This is a genomic window from Streptomyces sp. 6N223, assembly GCF_052246635.1.
Lineage (GTDB): Bacteria > Actinomycetota > Actinomycetes > Streptomycetales > Streptomycetaceae > Streptomyces.
Window position 1 is genome coordinate 1 of the sequence record NZ_JBQQCA010000012.1, and the last position, 15,332, is coordinate 15,332.

Here is a 15,332-nt window from a genome sequence, read left to right on the forward strand (position 1 = left end):
TGGGCGGGGAGAGCCCTCAGCGCGCCGGGTGTCGCAAGTACCGCCGCGCGCCGCGCACATGTTCGGGCAAGTGTCCCCGATGTCCGTGGCTGAGGTTACGCTGGCCCAGTGACGCGAGCAGAGCAACCCAAGGTCGTTGACCCCGCTGGCGGCGCCACCGACGAGGCGCTCGCCGCGGACTCACGCGAACGCGCCCGCCGCGCGCTGCTTCAGGTTCCCGAGCTGCGTCGGCTCTGGGAGGCCCAGTTCACCGGTGGCGTCGGCGACGCCCTGGCCGCGCTGGTCCTCGTCCTCCTCGGCGTGCAGGCCGCCCTCTACGTCCAGCCCGACGGCGACATGCTCTTCGGCGGCGGGTACGAGGGCGTCGCCCTGGCCGTCGCCCTCGCCATCGGCGTCCGGCTGCTGGCCACGCTGCTCGCGGGCGCCGTGCTGCTCGGCCCTGTGACGGGGCTGCTGGCCCCCGCCGGGCCGCTCGACCGCCGCTGGACCATGGTCGGCGCCGACGGCGTTCGCGTCGTGCTGCTGATCATCGCCCCGCTGTGGATCGACTGGGTGCCCGACAGCGCGTACGCCTACCTGCTGGGCACGATCCTGCTCACCAGCGTCGCCGAGCGCGTCTGGGTCGCCGCCCGCGACAGCGTCGCCCCCGCGCTGCTGCCCCCGCCGCCGCCCGAGGGCGCCGCGATCCGGCCGCTTCCCGATCATCACGAGGCGCTGCGCAGGCTGTGGCAGCGCGGCGCCTTCCTCGCGCTGCCCGCCGCCGCGGCCGCCCTCGTCGCCGCCACGCTCGTGGGCAACCTGCTCGCCACCGGCGTCGACTGGTTCGGCGACCACCAGGCGGCGCTCGCCTCGTACCTCGCGGCCGGCTGCTTCGCGGCCTCCATCTCCGTGCTGTACTTCGTGAAGCTGCCCGGCGTCGAGTCGCGCCGCCCCGTCTCCCCGCTGGAGGGCCTGCGCCGCCCGGCCGCGGGCACCACGCCGGAGAAGGGGCGCACGGGCGCGATCTCGGCGTTGGTGCTGGGCTGCGCCGCGCTCGCCGCCGCCATCGCCGCCGCCGTGGCGGTCGCCGTGCTGCACGCCGGGGACCTGGGCGGCGGGCCGGTCACCTTCGGGCTGCTGGTCCTCGGCCTGACCGGCGGCGTCGCCGCGGGCATCCGGCTGGCGCCGGCTGTGCTGCCCTCCCTCTCCCGCCGCCGCCTGTTCGCCCTGGCCCTCGCGTGCACGGGCCTGGGCATCTTCGGCGTCGGCCTGATCTCCGACCCGGCCACCGTGCAGGCGACCGCCCTGGCCACCGGCCTTGCCGCCGGGATCGCCGCCCACACCGGGCACGTGCTGCTCGACCAGGAGACCGAGGAGTTCCGCAGGCCCCGGCTGACCCAGCACCTCCACGCGGTGCTGCGCGTCGCCATCGCGCTGGCCGCCGTCGCGGCCCCCGCGGCCGCCGCCCTGATCGGCCCGCACCGCGTCGAGCGCGGCGACTTCACCATCCACCACGGCGGCGCCGGCTTCACCCTCATGATCACGGGCGTGCTGCTGCTGCCGGTGGCGGCGTTCGTCCTCGGCCGGACCGACGACCGGCGCGGCGTGCCGCTGCGCCAGGACCTCGCCGAGGCGGTGCGCGGCGGCGAGGAGCCCGAGCTGGCCCCGGCCGAGACCGGCTTCTTCATCGCGGTCGAGGGCGGCGACGGCGCGGGCAAGTCCACGCAGGTCGAGGCGCTGGCCGAGTGGATCCGCGGCAAGGGCCACGAGGTGGTGGTGACGCGCGAGCCGGGCGCCACCCCGATCGGGCAGCGGCTGCGCGCCATACTGCTGGACGTCGAGGCCGCCGGGCTGTCCCACCACGCCGAGGCCCTGCTGTACGCCGCCGACCGCGCCGAGCACGTCGCCTCCGTGATCCGCCCGGCCCTGGCGCGGGGCGCAGTCGTCATCTCCGACCGGTACACCGACTCCTCCGTCGCCTACCAGGGCGCGGGCCGCGACCTGTCCGCGACCGAGGTGGCGCGTATCTCGCGGTGGGCGACGGGCGGCCTGGTGCCGCACCTGACCGTGCTGCTCGACGTCTCGCCGGAGACGGCCCGGGAGCGCTTCACCGAGGCGCCGGACCGGCTGGAGTCCGAGCCGAGCGAGTTCCACCAGCGGGTGCGGGCCGGCTTCCTGGCGCTGGCCGCCGCCGACCCCACGCGGTACCTGGTGATCGACGCCGGCCAGGACCCCGAGTCCGTCACCACGGCCGCCCGGCACCGCCTGGACCAGATGCTGCCGCTGTCCGAGGCCGAGCTGCGCGCCCAGGAGGAGGCGCGGCGCAAGGCCGAGGAGGAGCGCAGGCGCCGGGAGGAAGAGGAGCGCAAGCGCCGCGAGGAGGAGGAACGCCGCGAGCGCGAGCGGCAGGCCGAGCTGGCGCGGCTGCGCGCGGAGGAAGAGGAGCGCAAGCGCCGCGAGGAGGAGGAGCGTCGGCGCGCCGAGGAGGCCCGCAGGGCCGAGGAGGCCCGGCAGCGGGCGGAGGAGGCCAGGCGGCAGGCCGAGGAGGAGCGGCTGCGGCGCGAGGAAGAGGAGCGGCGGCGCCGCGAGGAGCAGATCGCGGCGGACCGGCGGCGCCGCGAGGAGGCCAGGCTGCGCGCGGAGGCCGAGGAGCGGCGCCTTGAGAAGCAGCGGCGGGCGGAGGAGGCCCTGCTGCGGGCGGAGCAGGCGCGGCTCGCGCCCCAGCAGGACGACGCCGAGACGGTGCAGCTGCCCAAGGTCCAGCCGGAGGGGCCTCGGGCGTCGCGGCCGTCCGGGGAGCCGCGGGGCCCGGCCGTCTCGGACAGCGAGGAGACCGCCGAGCTGCCGCTCGGCCACCCCGGCCGGGGCTCGGACGACGTCGGGGAGACCAAGCCGCTGCCGAAGATCAGCGAGGACGAGGCCGCGCCGCCGCCTCCGGGGGCCGGAGGGGCCGGTGGGCCCGGCGGTCATGGCCGCCGCGAGCGGCCGGAGTGGGCGGAGGAGACGCCCCTGGACGACCTGCCGACGCTCGCCGACGAGTTGCTCGGCCCCCGCGAGCCGGAGGACGAGGACGACCACGACGGCGGGGATGGTGGCCGCGGCGGGGGCCGGGGCCGGGGCCGGGGCGGGCGACGGCGCTAGGTGTAGTGGCCTGGGGCGTTGGTCAGCGCGGGCGGCAGGCGCGTCCGTTCGGCGGTGCCCGGCGGGCCCGCGAGCCGTCCGCGGAGTATCAAGGGAACATGAGGCGACTGCGGACGCGACGGATGGGCGTTTCGCTGCTGGCGCTCGCCGCGACGGCGGCCGTGGCGGCGTCGGGCCCCGTGTCCGGCTCTCCGGGCCACCCGGACCAGCAGGGCGAGTGCCCGGTCGGCGACCACCAGGTGGTCTGCGTCGATCTGGCGAGGGGGCTGCTGTGGGTGCAGGAGGGCTGGGACGGCCAGGTGGTCTTCGGCCCGGCGCCCGTGCACACGGCGTACGAGGAGCCCGGCGGCTGGCACCGCGTCTCGCGGCTGCGCCCGGCGTCCGGCCACTTCCTGACGACCCGGGACGGCGGCGGCGCCGGGGACGCCGGGGGCGGGGATGGCGGCGGGGAGAGCTGCGTTGCCCTGCGGCACGAGGACGGGCGGCACCTGTGGCCGGTGCTGGACGACGGCGACTGGGTGTACGTCTTCGGCCAGCCGCCGGAGTCGGGCTCCCGCTCCGACGAAACGTCTGACGAAACGTGCGCGTAGCGCCCCGGCCAGCCGGGACGCCACGCGCAGGTAGGTGAGCGGGCTCGGTTACGCGGTTACGCGAACTGGCTCCTCTCCACCCCGAAGGGCCGCTCCATCCGGATCTCCTGGCCCGCCTCCGCCTCGTACGGCCCGGAGCAGACCTCGTCCCGCTCGGGCATCTGGTAGCGCCAGGGCACGTTCGCGACGCAGACGTAGTAGGTGCCGGGCGGCAGGTCCTCGATGGCGCAGGTGCCGGAGCTGTCGGTGGTGCAGTCGGCGGCCGTCTCGCCGTTCGGCTGCACGATCTCCATGAGCACCCCGTGTACCGCTCGTCCGGTCCGCGCGTCCTCCGCGGCGGCGACGAAGCGCGCGGTGTCGTCTTCGGCGCGCGTGCCGCCCTCGTCGGCGTTACGGTCCTCGTCCTCGTCCCGGGTGGCGTCGTCCGCCGCCTCTTCTTCCTTCTCTTCCTCTTCCTCGCCCGTGCCGGCGAGGCAGTTGACGGAGCCGACGACCAGCTCGCCGCTTCGGGTGCCGGTGCGGTCGTTGAGCGTGAGGTGGAGGGCGTTGACGGTCAGCGAGCCGTTCGGCTGCCTGCTCTGTTCGTTCAGCACGGCCTGGCCGAGGTGGCCCGGCAGCCGGATGGTGGTGTTGGGCGCCGGCGCCTCCCCGAACTCGACATCGGGCAGCCAGGGCAGGCTGAGGACGGCGTCGGTGAGGACCGCCGCGCCGCGCGGCGTCATGCCGTCCTCGGCCAGGCAGGCGGCCCGGATCTCGCCGGAGGAGAGGCTGCCCAGGCGCATCTCCGCCAGGTCGATGTCCAGCTCGGCGACGCCGGCCTCCGCCCGGGTCTCGCCACTGCTGGCCTCGCCGGTGGCGGTGGCGGTGACGGTGTGCGCGGTACCGACCTCGCCCAGCGTCACGGCCGCGAGCTTGTCCTCGCCCTGGTCGCCGGGGTAGGCGGCGCGGCCTTCGGCGATGTCGACGTCGTCGCCGAGGCGGGCGCGGATGCCGAGGGCGGCGGCGGACCCGGTCTCGGAGTCGGCGACGGTGGCCTGCCTGCTGCTACGCGGTCCGCCCCGCCGCTCGTCGTTGCGTTCGCTCGGCTCGTCGGCCCGTGTGCCGTTGCCGTCCCGGTCGTTCCGGACGGCGTCGCTCCGGCGGTCGCCGCGGTTCTCGTTCCCCCGGTTGTCCCTGCGGTCGTTCCGGTTGTCCCTGCGGTCGTTCCTGTCGTTCCTGTCGTTCCTGCGGTCGTTCCGGTTGTCGTCGCGCTGGTCGGCGTGGCTCTGGGCGTGTCTGTCGTTGTGTCTGTCGGTGTGGCTGTCGGCACGGGCCGGGGCGGCCGGGGCGGCCACCACCAGCGCGGCCCCGAGGAGAACGCCGGCGAGGGCGGCGGCGAGACCACCGCGGCGCACGGTCGCGTACTGGGTGTCGATCATGTCGCAAACATCCCATATGACCGGCTTGGAGGCGTTCGTCATGGCGGTCCGCCGCCCCGAGGTTCCGCCGAACGGCCCCGCCGCTGTCAGTGGCCTGCCCCACAATGGGGCATGAGGTGAGGAGGAGGCTTCGGTGGCGGTCTGGGACGACCTCGTGGGTCAGGAGCAGGTGGTGGCGCAGTTGTCCGCCGCCGCGCGGGACGCGGACGCGTTCGTCACGGCGGCGGAGCGCGGCGAGCCGGCGGCGTCGACGGACCCGGCACAGGGCACGGCGCAGGGCGCGGCCCAGGGCTCCGCCATGACCCACGCCTGGCTCTTCACCGGCCCGCCCGGCTCCGGCCGGTCCACGGCGGCCCGGGCGTTCGCCGCCGCCCTCCAGTGCCGCAGCCCCGACCGCGCCCTCGGCGGCCGGCCCGGCTGCGGCTTCTGCGAGGGCTGCCACACCACCCTCGTCGGCACGCACGCCGACGTGGAGGCGATCCGCACCGAGCTGCTCACCATCGGCGTGAAGGAGACACGCGAGCTGGTGCGGCGCGCGCAGCTCTCCCCGGCCGGCGGGCGGTGGCAGGTCATCGTGATGGAGGACGCCGACCGCCTCACCGAGGGTGCGGGGAACGTGCTGCTGAAGGCCGTCGAGGAGCCCGCCCCGCGCACGGTGTGGCTGCTGTGCGCGCCCTCCTCCGAGGATGTGCTGCCCACCATCCGCTCCCGCTGCCGCCACCTGACGCTGCGCACCCCGCCCGTCGCCGCCGTCGCCGACGTGCTGGTGCGGCGGGACGGCATCGACCCCGACGTGGCGCTGACGGCGGCGCGGGCCACTCAGGGGCACATCGGGCGCGCCAAGCGCCTGGCGACCGACGAGCGGGCGCGCGCCCGCCGCGCGGCCGTGCTGCGTCTCCCGGAGCGGGTCGCGGACGTGGGCGGCGGCCTGCGGGCCGCCCAGGAGCTGGTCGACGCCGCCGCCGAGGACGCCAAGCAGCTCGCCGAGGAGCTGGACGGGAAGGAGACCGACGAGCTGCGCGCCGCGCTCGGCGCGCCCGAGGGCAAGCGGCTGCCGCGCGGCACGGCCGGCGTGATGAAGGACCTCGCCGACCGGCAGAAGCGGCGCGCCACCCGCACCCAGCGGGACACGCTGGACCTCGCCCTCACCGACCTCACCGGCTTCTACCGCGACGTGCTGGCCCGGCAGTTCGGCTCCTCCGTGGCCCTGGCAGGAGACGCGGCGGCCGCGGTCGAGCGCGTGGCGGCGGCCTCCCGCCCGGAGCAGACGCTGCGCCGCATCGAGGCCGTCCTCGACTGCCGCCGCGCCCTGGACCGCAACGTCGCGCCACTTCTCGCCGTGGAGGCGATGACCATGGCCCTGCGCTGAGCTACTACGCTCACTCCTACGTCACGCCACCAACGGGGGACCCCACATGCGCACCGCCCTCCCAGCCCGCCGCCTCACCGTTGCCGCCGTCTCCGCCGTCGTGCTCGTGGCTGCGTCCGGCTGCTCCGGCTCCGACGACGACCGCCCCACCGACCGCTCGCCCTCTCAGGCGCAGTCGCAGGAGCCCAACGGGCCGGACGAGTCGCAGGGCCCGCCTCGCGACGTCCCCGACGCCCCAGCGCTCGAGCCCCTCCCCGAGGAGATCCCAGCCGACCTCCAGGCGTACTACGACCAGGAGCTGGAGTGGGGCCCCTGCGAGGGCACCGGCGGCGCGGCGGGCTTCGAGTGCGCCACGCTCACCGTGCCGATGGACTACGACAACCCCGACCCGGCCACCGACCTCGAGATCGCCGTCACCCGCCAGGAGGCCAACGACCCCGGCACCCGCATCGGCGCCCTGCTGATGAACCCGGGCGGCCCCGGCTCCTCCGCCGTGGACTTCGCGCAGTCCTCGGCGTCGTACATCTTCCCGGCCGAGGTCCGCGCCCGGTACGACATGGTCGGGTTCGACGCCCGCGGCACCGGCCGCAGCCACCCGGTGGAGTGCCTGGACGGCGCCGAGATGGACGAGTTCGTCGCCACCGACGGCACCCCGGACGACGAGGCCGAGACGAACGAACTCGTCGACTCCATGGAGGGGTTCGCCGAGGCCTGCCAGGAGGAGTCGGGCGAGCTGCTGGGGCACATCTCCACCATCGAGACGGCCCGCGACATGGACGTGCTGCGCGCGGCGCTCGGCGACGAGCAGCTGCACTACGTGGGCTTCTCCTACGGCACGAAGCTCGGCGCGGTCTACTCCGGCCTCTTCCCGCAGAACGTCGGCCACCTCGTCCTCGACGCCGCCATGGACCCGCGCCTGCCCACCCTCGACACCGACCGCGAGCAGGCCGGCGGCTTCGAGACGGCGTTCCGCTCCTTCGCCGAGGACTGCGCGGGCAACGCCGACTGCCCGCTCGGCACGGAGGGCGCCGACGCCGCCTCCCAGCGCCTGAAGGACTTCTACACCGAGGTCGACGCCGAGCCCCTGCCGACCAACGACCCGGACCGCCCGCTGACCGAGTCGCTGGCGGACACCGGCGTCGCCATGGCGCTGTACGCCGAGTCGATGTGGCCCCAGCTGCGCGACGCCCTGAGCACCGCGATCAACGACGGCGACGGCTCCGGGCTGCTGGAGCTGGCCGACACGTACTACGAGCGGACCCCGGACGCCTCGTACGACACCAGCGCCTTCGCCTTCCCCGCCATCAGCTGCCTCGACAGCCCGGCCGGCACCACGTCCCCCGACGAGGTCCGCGAGGTGATCGACGCCTACGAGGAGGCCTCCCCGACCTTCGGCGCCGACTTCGCCTGGGCCACCCTCCAGTGCGCCGTCTGGCCCGTCGAGCCCAGCGGCCACCCCATCAGCATCGCCGCCTCCGGCGCCGCCGACATCGTCGTCATCGGCACCACCCGCGACCCGGCCACCCCCTACGTCTGGGCCCAGGGCCTGGCCGACCAGCTCGAGTCCGGCATCCTCCTCACCAATGACGGCGACGGCCACGGCGCCTACGCCACGGGCAACTCCTGCATCGACGACGCGGTCAACGCCTACCTCCTCGAGGGCACCAGCCCGGAGGACGGGACACAGTGCTGACCGGCACTGTGTAAACTGACCAAGGCCCGCCCGCCCAACCGGCGGGCCCCCCGCCGCCTTAGCTCAGTCGGCCAGAGCGACGCACTCGTAATGCGTAGGTCAAGGGTTCGATTCCCTTAGGCGGCTCAGAGAAAGTCCAGGACAGTTACCGGCTGACCTGGGCTTTTTCCTTGCAACGGGCAGACTGCCCCGGAAGCGTGACGACCTCCGCGCGGGCATGTGAGCCCGAGGTGAGCCCGGCGGTGGCCGGGGGCGGCTCTCGGAACGAGCCTCGCCGCCGCCTCGGCCGCCTCGGTGGCGATCTCCGGGGCGCGATGCCCCACGCTTCGCGCGCCTCCTCCTCGACCTCCTTCGACAGGCGCGGCCCGGCGGCGAGGGCCTCGCGCAGGAACTCGGTGGCCTCCTTCTTCTCGTGCCGGTCGTCGTCCACCTCGGCGGCTACCAGGTACTCGGCCCGGGAGTCGGACGTCCCGTCCCACTCGACCCGCGCGCCGCTCGCCGCCGCGCCGTGGCGCAAACGCGCACGTCAAAAGCTCGGAGTCCAGGCGGAGAAGAAGGGGTGGGAATGGTGGATGTCGCTCGCCGGAGCACCGGCGAGCACGGGAAGGGTGCAAGGGGGCCACTCCCGGAGACTGGCCCTGTTGCCCCCTTGACCGCCGTCCCCGACGAACCCGCCCCGCCCGCCGAGTCGCTTCAACTCCCCGACGCCTCATGATCCGCGACCGGTCGCGCCTCGCGCACGCGCGCGCAAGGCCGGGGACGCGAGCGGCTGCGCGCCGCCGTCCGGCCGCAGCGGGCGTGCGTCGGGGCGTTGCTACGGCAGGGCTGCCAGAGCTGCCTCCCACGGGTGGGCGTCCAGGTTCCCGTGCTTCGGCACGTGAGGAACCAGCTCCGCGTCGAGCCACCGTGCGGCCGAGGGTGTCGGAACCAGGCATACATCCCATCCGGCGGCCTGTGCCTTCTCGATGCCGGTGCGGATGCGCTGGGCAGGGGGAGCGGCGCAGGTGATCAGGTAGAGCACGCGGGAATCTGTCATGCGGGCAGTCAGCAGCGGCCGGCCAGGCCGCGCAACCGGCCCTCGGCCGCGCCGACGCCGAGCAGGCGAAGCTCTTCGACCAGGCGCCTGGTGCGCGGCCGGCAGTGCACCTCCTCGGGTGCTTCCCTTTTCGGCTTCGAGCAGCTGCGCGAGGATCATGACGGCGGTCTGCACGGCGAGGCTGGGCACCTGGCGGCTGGCGATCATCTCCGACATGCCGGCGGGCCGCTGGCGGCGTTACGACGATCTGGTAGAGCACGTTCTGCAGCGGCAGCTTCTCCAACCTCTCCGGCTGAGCCCGGAGCGTGGGTTCGGCATGACGTCAGCGACCCTCCATGGCTCTGCTTCATCGCAAAATCCAAGGTCCGTGATACGTAAGATGAATGATCGAAGCGCTTCAACGCCTGGCTGAGGTTAGGAGCCCTCAGTGGAGCGCACAAGCCTTGCGGCAGAAGTTCGAGGGGAATTGGCAACGTTACCGACGGGTTTCAGTGGGCACCGCAAGCCGTTGCCGCGCGATCTCTTGACAGAAGCAGGACCCTGGCTGAGTATCGAAGCGCTTCGATGAGGGGGTGTTCCCCGCTACTGCGGGGAACACCCACCGCTCCGCACCTCCGGACCCCGTCCCCCCACGCGTGAGGAAGCTGATCTCGTATGTCCTGGCTCCAACACCCCCACAGCCGCCGGAGAGTCATAGCGGCCACCGCCGGCCTGGTCGCGGGCGGCTCGCTGCCGGCGATGGGCGCGATGCGCGCGGCGGCGGGCACGACGGCCCAGCAGGAGCAGTTCACCAACCCGGTGATCTGGCAGGACTTCGCCGACCTCGAGGTCATCCGCGTCGGCGACACGTACTACTACACCGGCTCGAACATGCACTACTCGCCGGGCGCGCCCGTCCTGCGCTCCTACGACCTGGTCAACTGGGAGTTCATCGGCCACTCGGTGCCGGTCCTCGACTTCGGCGACGCCTACGACCTCAACGGCGGACGGGCCTACGTCCAGGGCACCTACGCGTCCACGATGCGCCACCGCCCCAGCGACGAGACCTTCTACTGGGTGGGCCAGATCGGCGCCCAGCGGTCGTACGTATACAGCGCCACCGACCCGGCGGGCCCCTGGACCCGGCACGCCGAGATCGGCAGCGTTTACTACGACGCGGGGCTGCTCTTCGACGACGACGACACCCCGTACGTGGCGTACGGCGCCAACGAGATCCATGTCGCGCAGCTCGCCCCGGACATGCTCACCGAGGTCAGGGACGAGCACGTGCTCACCAAGCCCGACGACATGCACTATATGGAGGGCGCCCGCTTCTACAAGATCAACGGGAACTACTACATCTTCGTCACCCGCCCGCCCAACGGCCAGTACGTCTGGAAGTCCACCTCAGGCCCCTGGGGCCCGTACGAGATGCGGGAGCTGCTGTTGGACCTGCCCGGCCCGATCCCCGGCGGCGGCATACCGCACCAGGGCTCGCTGGTCGACACCCCGAACGGCGACTGGTACTACATGGGCTTCATCGACGCCTACCCCGGCGGCCGCGTCCCCGCCCTGGCCCCGGTCACCTGGAACGCCGAGGGCTGGCCCGAGCTCCAGACCGTCGACGGAACCTGGGGCGGGACATACCCCTACCCGGTCACCCCGCACCCGCTCCCGCCGATGACCGGCGCCGACACCTTCGAGGGGACGGCGCTGGCGCCGTACTGGGAGTGGAACCACAACCCCGACACCGCCGCGTTCACCGTCGACAACGGGCTCACCCTCAGGACCGCCACCGTCACCGACGACCTCTACAGCGCCCGTAACACCCTCACCCGCCGCATCCAGGGCCCCACCTCCACCGCGACCGTCGTGCTCGAGTGCTCCGGGATAGCGGACGGCGACCGGGCCGGGCTGGCGATGCTGCGGGACACCTCCGCCTGGATCGGCGTCACACGGCAGGACGGCGTCAGCAGGCTGGTGATGTTCGACGGCCTGACCATGAACGCCGACTGGAGCACCAGCGGCACCGGCACCGAGCAGGCCGGCGCCGACCTCCCCGGCAGCCGCGTCTGGCTGCGCGCCGCCGCCGACATCAACCCGGGGCCGGGCCGCCAGGCGACGTTCTCCTACAGCACCGACGGCACCACCTTCACCCCGCTCGGCCCGGCCTTCACCATGAACGAGACGCCGAACTTCTTCATGGGCTACCGCTTCGCCGTCTTCAACCACGCCACCCTGGCCCTCGGCGGCGAAGTGCTGGTGGAAAGCTTCGAGGTGAGCACGCCCTGACCATCCGACGCGGTCCGGCCCTCAGCCGAACGGCGCAGTTCCGGCACGATGCGCTCCACGGCCATCGCGTCGTGCCGGAACTGCGCCTCGCGCAGCTCGTCCAGCGGCAGCCGCGCGGCGCGCTCCTCCAGGGCCCGCAGGGTGGCGACGCTCTCGCGGACGGCGGCGGCCGGGTCCTCGCGGTAGGGGAAGAGGTCGAGCGTGATCGCGTGCCGCCAGCCGATGGTGCGCACGACGTGGAGGAACTCCAGGGTCTCGACGAGGTGCAGGGCGCCCGCGGTCAGGTCGTCGTCCCACTCGCGGTAGTGGGCGTCGATCTCCAGCCCAGGTCCACGACGTTTCCGTCGGCGGCCTGGGCCTTTCTGGTGGCACGGCTGGCAGCAGTAGCGGCCCGCTGACGCGCGGTTCGGGCCGCCTCCCCGGCCGCGCCGCCCCCAGTGTCCTCGTTTCGTATCGGATTTCGTCCCGATGCGGAGCATCCGTATGCGCGTGCGATGATCTACCCGCATCGACGAGGTAACCCTAGGGGGGCACATCATGAAGCCAAGGACGCGCCATCTGCAGACGGTCGCGGTGGCGGCCGCTGGGCTGCTGGCGCTGACCGCCTGCGGCAGCGACAAGGAATCCGCTTCGCAGGGAGCGGACGGCCAGGAGAGCACCGACGGCGCCACGGGGGAGACCGGCGAGAGCGAGGCCGGCGAATCGCTCGCGAGCCTGCCCCCGGAAGAAATCGCGGATCGGGCCCAGGAGGCGCTGCAGTCCGCCACCTCGCTGCGCATGAGGACGCTGGGAGATCCCGAGGTGACCGGCATAGGTCTCGACCTCCACATGGACCGGGACGGCTCCTGCGACGGGTCCGTCACCCAGGGGGGTGCGGGCTCGGTCGAGCTCCTCGTACGCGAGGACGACGAGGTCTGGATGAAGCCGGACACCGCGTTCTGGCAGTCGCAGCTGGCGGTCGGGGACGCGAGCACGGTCAGCCTGCTCGACGGCAGCTATCTGTACGGCCACACCAGCGACCCGGAGATGTCGCAGTTGGCCGGGACCTGCTCGCTGGCGGCGCTGCAGGCGGACATCGAGTCCGACGACGGCTCCGGCGGCGCGGACCAGGTCGGCCCCGAGACCGAGTACAACGGCACCCCCGTCATCACCCTCTCCGGTCCCGACGATGAGGGCAACGAGGTGACGATGCTCATAGCCACCGAGGGCGAGCCCTACCCGCTGCTGGTCCGCACCATGGAGAACGGCACGGAGACCGAGATCGAGCTGAGCCAGTACAACGAGCCGGTCGAGTTCGAGGAGCCACCGGCCGAACAGGTCCTGAACGTCGCCGACTTCCGCAGTGGCAACATCGAGGGCTGACCCCGCGGCCCAGACCCGTGGGTGTGGTGTACGGCCATCCCACGGGCGCGGCCGACGACATCGCCGGATCGCCGGGGGGAGGGGGACTCCAGGTGCGAGGTGGGCATGGCGTGGTCCCTGCCCTTCCGCCTCGCGCTCGGAGTCTCGCTCCGCCCCTACCGCAACCTGCTCGACGGCAGCCCGTTACCGGGAACCCCGCTGCGCGTCGAGTGTTTCCAGGAGCCGGAGCCAGATCTCGCTCGGGGTCGGATAGCTCGGGACCGCATGCCACAGCACGCTCAGGGGTACGCGGCCGACGATGGCGACCGTCGCGGCGTGCACGAGGTCGGCGATGGCCGAGCCGACGAAGGTCGCGCCGACGAGGGTGTCGCCGGCGCGGTCGATGACCAGCTTGGCGCGGCCGGTGTAGTCCTCGCGCAGCAGGTACGTGCCGGCGAGCGCGGCCATGTCGTACTCCACCGTCTCGACGTCGAGACCGGCCTGGCGCGCCTGACGTTCGGTCATGCCGGCCGATCCGACCTCGGGGTCGGTGAACGTCACCTGCGGCAGGGCCCGGTGCCCCGCCGCGGTGGAGAGGCGGCTCTCGTCGTGCCACGCCGGCTGCCGCCCCACCGCCCGGGCGGCGATCGCCCCGCCCGCGACGCGCGCCTGGTACTTGCCCATGTGGGTGAGGAGCGCGCGGCCGCACACGTCGCCGATGGCGTAGAGCCACCGTCCGCCGACGCCCCCCACGGCCTGCTGGTCGTCCACGTCGAGATAGCCGCCGTCGGGCAGCCCCACCGAGGACAGGCCGATGTCGCCGGTGCGGGGGACGCGGCCCGTGGCGACGACGATCTCGTCCGCCGTCAGCGTCGACCCGTCGTCGAGCGTCACCGTCGCGGCTCCGCCGTGGACGCGGCCGGTGCCGGTGTCCCGGGCGGCCTCGCGGCGTACCGCCGTGACGGTGCGGCCCATCCGCAGCGAGACGCCGCCGGCCGCCAGGGCCGCGCCGACCAGCTCTCCGGCGAAGGGCTCCTGGCGGGAGAGGAGCCCGGCTCCGCGATGGACCAGGGTCAGTTCTCCGACGCCGAGGCCGCGCAGCCACGTGGCGGCCTCGCAGGCCACCACCCCGCCGCCCAGGATCGCGACGCGGCGGGGCACCTCGTGCAGGTTGGTGACGTCCCGGGAGGTCCACGGCAGGGCCTCGCGCAGCCCCGGCACGGCGGGCACGTTCGGGAGCGATCCCGTGTCGATGACGACGGCGTGCCGGGCGGTGAGCGTCCGGGTGCGGCCGTCGGGGTCGGTGACGACCACGGTGTGCTCTCCGGCCAGGCGGCCGTATCCCCGAACGACGTCGATCCCGGCCCCCAGGGCCCACCGGACCTGGGAGTCGTCCGTGAGGCCGTTGACGATGGCGTCCCGCCGCGCCAGCACGGCGTCGACGTCGAGCCGGGCGCCCGCGACGAGGGAGGCGACGCCGGGGAGGTGCCGCGCCGTGTCGAGGATCTCGGCGGGACGCAGCAGGCCCTTGCTGGGCATGCAGGCCCAGTAGGAGCACTCGCCGCCCAGCAGTTCGGCCTCGACCAGGACCGACTCCAGGCCCGAGGTCTGGCTGGCGTACTGCGCGGCGTTCTCCCCGGCGGCCGCACCGCCCAGGACGATGACATCCCACTCGGTGCGGTCGGGGTTCAGCGATGCCGCCATGGCCAGCACTTGTCCTTTCGCGTCCGCGTGCCCGGATGTACGCCCACCCTAGGGCGTGCCGCTCAGCCGAGGAGCGGGGCGAGCGCGAGGCGCAGGTCGCCGATGTGACGGTAGTGGAGGGCGGCCATGCCCGCTTCGCGCGCCGCGGTGACGTTGGCCGGGGTGTCGTCGACGAACAGGCAGCGGGCGGGCGTGGCTTCGAGGCGCTCGGCGGTGAGGATGTAGACGCGGGGGTCGGGCTTCGCGACGCCTATCCGGGCGGTGTTGACGACCGTGTCGGCGAGGTCGGTGAGGCCCTGACGGGCGAGGTCCCGTTCCAGGCGGGTGGTGGCGTTGGAGACCAGGGCCACGGAGGCGACGTTCCGCACCTGGCGCAGCAGGGTGACGACGTCGTGGTCGACGACGGGGACGAGGGCGGACCAGGCCGTGACGGCGGCGTGGGCGCGGTCCGCCGAGCCGTGGGTGGCGGCGAGGTCGGCGGCGACGGCCGAGCGCCACTCCTCGTCGGTGATCCGGCCGGTGATGGCGGGGTGCAGGCGGGCCGGTGCGAAGGCCGCGGCCGCCAGGGCGCCGGTGGGGAGTCCGTGGGCCTGTTCGAGCGCGTCGGGGGCGGGCCAGTGCCGGAGGACTCCGTCGATGTCGCAGAGCACGGCGTCGTAGGGGAGAGGGCGGTTCGGCATGGTTCCACCTCACCACGTGGGCGGATGGATGCGGCCGGGCTGTCCGCGTCTCCGGGGTGGGCGTTCGCGCCGTGTTTGTGGTGTTCTGGACGTCTGGAGAGGTCGCGAGA

General features: G+C 73.7%; 12 protein-coding genes and 1 tRNA gene. 7 read left to right on the plus strand and 6 right to left on the minus strand.

The annotated features are described in order from the left end of the window. The first annotated feature begins 108 nt into the window (after positions 1–108). Both tmk and ACTWQH_RS10190 read left to right on the plus strand, forming a co-directional pair. Complete coding sequence (gene tmk / locus ACTWQH_RS10185; protein WP_443286093.1) at positions 109–3,120, plus strand: dTMP kinase; 3,012 nt, start codon at positions 109–111, stop codon at positions 3,118–3,120. Between the two features lie 98 nt (positions 3,121–3,218). Beyond that, complete coding sequence (locus tag ACTWQH_RS10190) at positions 3,219–3,710, plus strand: hypothetical protein (RefSeq protein WP_443286094.1); 492 nt, start codon at positions 3,219–3,221, stop codon at positions 3,708–3,710. Between the two features lie 56 nt (positions 3,711–3,766). Here the strand turns inward: ACTWQH_RS10190 and ACTWQH_RS10195 are convergent, their stop codons facing one another. Then, positions 3,767–5,128, minus strand: coding sequence for a choice-of-anchor P family protein (locus tag ACTWQH_RS10195; protein ID WP_443286095.1), 1,362 nt, complete (start codon positions 5,126–5,128; stop codon positions 3,767–3,769). A 133-nt stretch (positions 5,129–5,261) separates the two neighbouring features. On the opposite strand from ACTWQH_RS10195, the gene ACTWQH_RS10200 reads away from it, so the two are divergent. From ACTWQH_RS10200 to ACTWQH_RS10210, 3 genes are all read left to right on the plus strand, one after another. Then, positions 5,262–6,497, plus strand: a complete 1,236-nt coding sequence (locus ACTWQH_RS10200) for a DNA polymerase III subunit delta' (protein ID WP_443286096.1) — start codon at positions 5,262–5,264, stop codon at positions 6,495–6,497. A 46-nt stretch (positions 6,498–6,543) separates the two neighbouring features. Continuing rightward, positions 6,544–8,190 (plus strand): alpha/beta fold hydrolase, encoded by a 1,647-nt coding sequence (locus tag ACTWQH_RS10205; RefSeq protein WP_443286097.1) that lies wholly within the window; start codon positions 6,544–6,546, stop codon positions 8,188–8,190. A gap of 52 nt (positions 8,191–8,242) precedes the next feature. Beyond that, a tRNA-Thr gene (locus tag ACTWQH_RS10210) sits at positions 8,243–8,316 on the plus strand. Between the two features lie 19 nt (positions 8,317–8,335). On the opposite strand, the gene ACTWQH_RS10215 is transcribed toward ACTWQH_RS10210, so the two are convergent. Further along, positions 8,336–8,707, minus strand: coding sequence for a hypothetical protein (locus ACTWQH_RS10215; protein ID WP_443286098.1), 372 nt, complete (start codon positions 8,705–8,707; stop codon positions 8,336–8,338). 297 nt (positions 8,708–9,004) lie between these two features. Further along, complete coding sequence (locus ACTWQH_RS10220; protein ID WP_443286099.1) at positions 9,005–9,226, minus strand: hypothetical protein; 222 nt, start codon at positions 9,224–9,226, stop codon at positions 9,005–9,007. 654 nt (positions 9,227–9,880) lie between these two features. On the opposite strand from ACTWQH_RS10220, the gene ACTWQH_RS10225 reads away from it, so the two are divergent. Next, the gene (locus ACTWQH_RS10225; RefSeq protein ID WP_443286100.1) at positions 9,881–11,497 is read left to right on the plus strand and encodes a glycoside hydrolase family 43 protein; all 1,617 of its coding nucleotides are present in this window, start codon (positions 9,881–9,883) and stop codon (positions 11,495–11,497) included. Here ACTWQH_RS10225 and ACTWQH_RS10230 read toward each other — a convergent pair. Then, positions 11,413–12,006: a hypothetical protein gene (locus ACTWQH_RS10230; protein ID WP_443286101.1), complete on the minus strand. Its 594-nt coding sequence runs from the start codon at positions 12,004–12,006 to the stop codon at positions 11,413–11,415. The genes ACTWQH_RS10225 and ACTWQH_RS10230 overlap by 85 nt on opposite strands. A gap of 28 nt (positions 12,007–12,034) precedes the next feature. Here ACTWQH_RS10230 and ACTWQH_RS10235 point away from each other — a divergent pair, with 28 nt between their 5' ends. After that, positions 12,035–12,859, plus strand: coding sequence for a hypothetical protein (locus ACTWQH_RS10235; protein ID WP_443286102.1), 825 nt, complete (start codon positions 12,035–12,037; stop codon positions 12,857–12,859). Between the two features lie 183 nt (positions 12,860–13,042). On the opposite strand, the gene ACTWQH_RS10240 is transcribed toward ACTWQH_RS10235, so the two are convergent. After that, the gene (locus tag ACTWQH_RS10240) at positions 13,043–14,542 is read right to left on the minus strand and encodes a dihydrolipoyl dehydrogenase family protein (RefSeq protein WP_443286103.1); all 1,500 of its coding nucleotides are present in this window, start codon (positions 14,540–14,542) and stop codon (positions 13,043–13,045) included. 62 nt (positions 14,543–14,604) lie between these two features. Then, on the minus strand, positions 14,605–15,222 hold the full coding sequence (locus tag ACTWQH_RS10245) for an HAD-IA family hydrolase (RefSeq protein ID WP_443286104.1): 618 nt from the start codon (positions 15,220–15,222) through the stop codon (positions 14,605–14,607). Between the last annotated feature and the right edge of the window lie 110 nt (positions 15,223–15,332).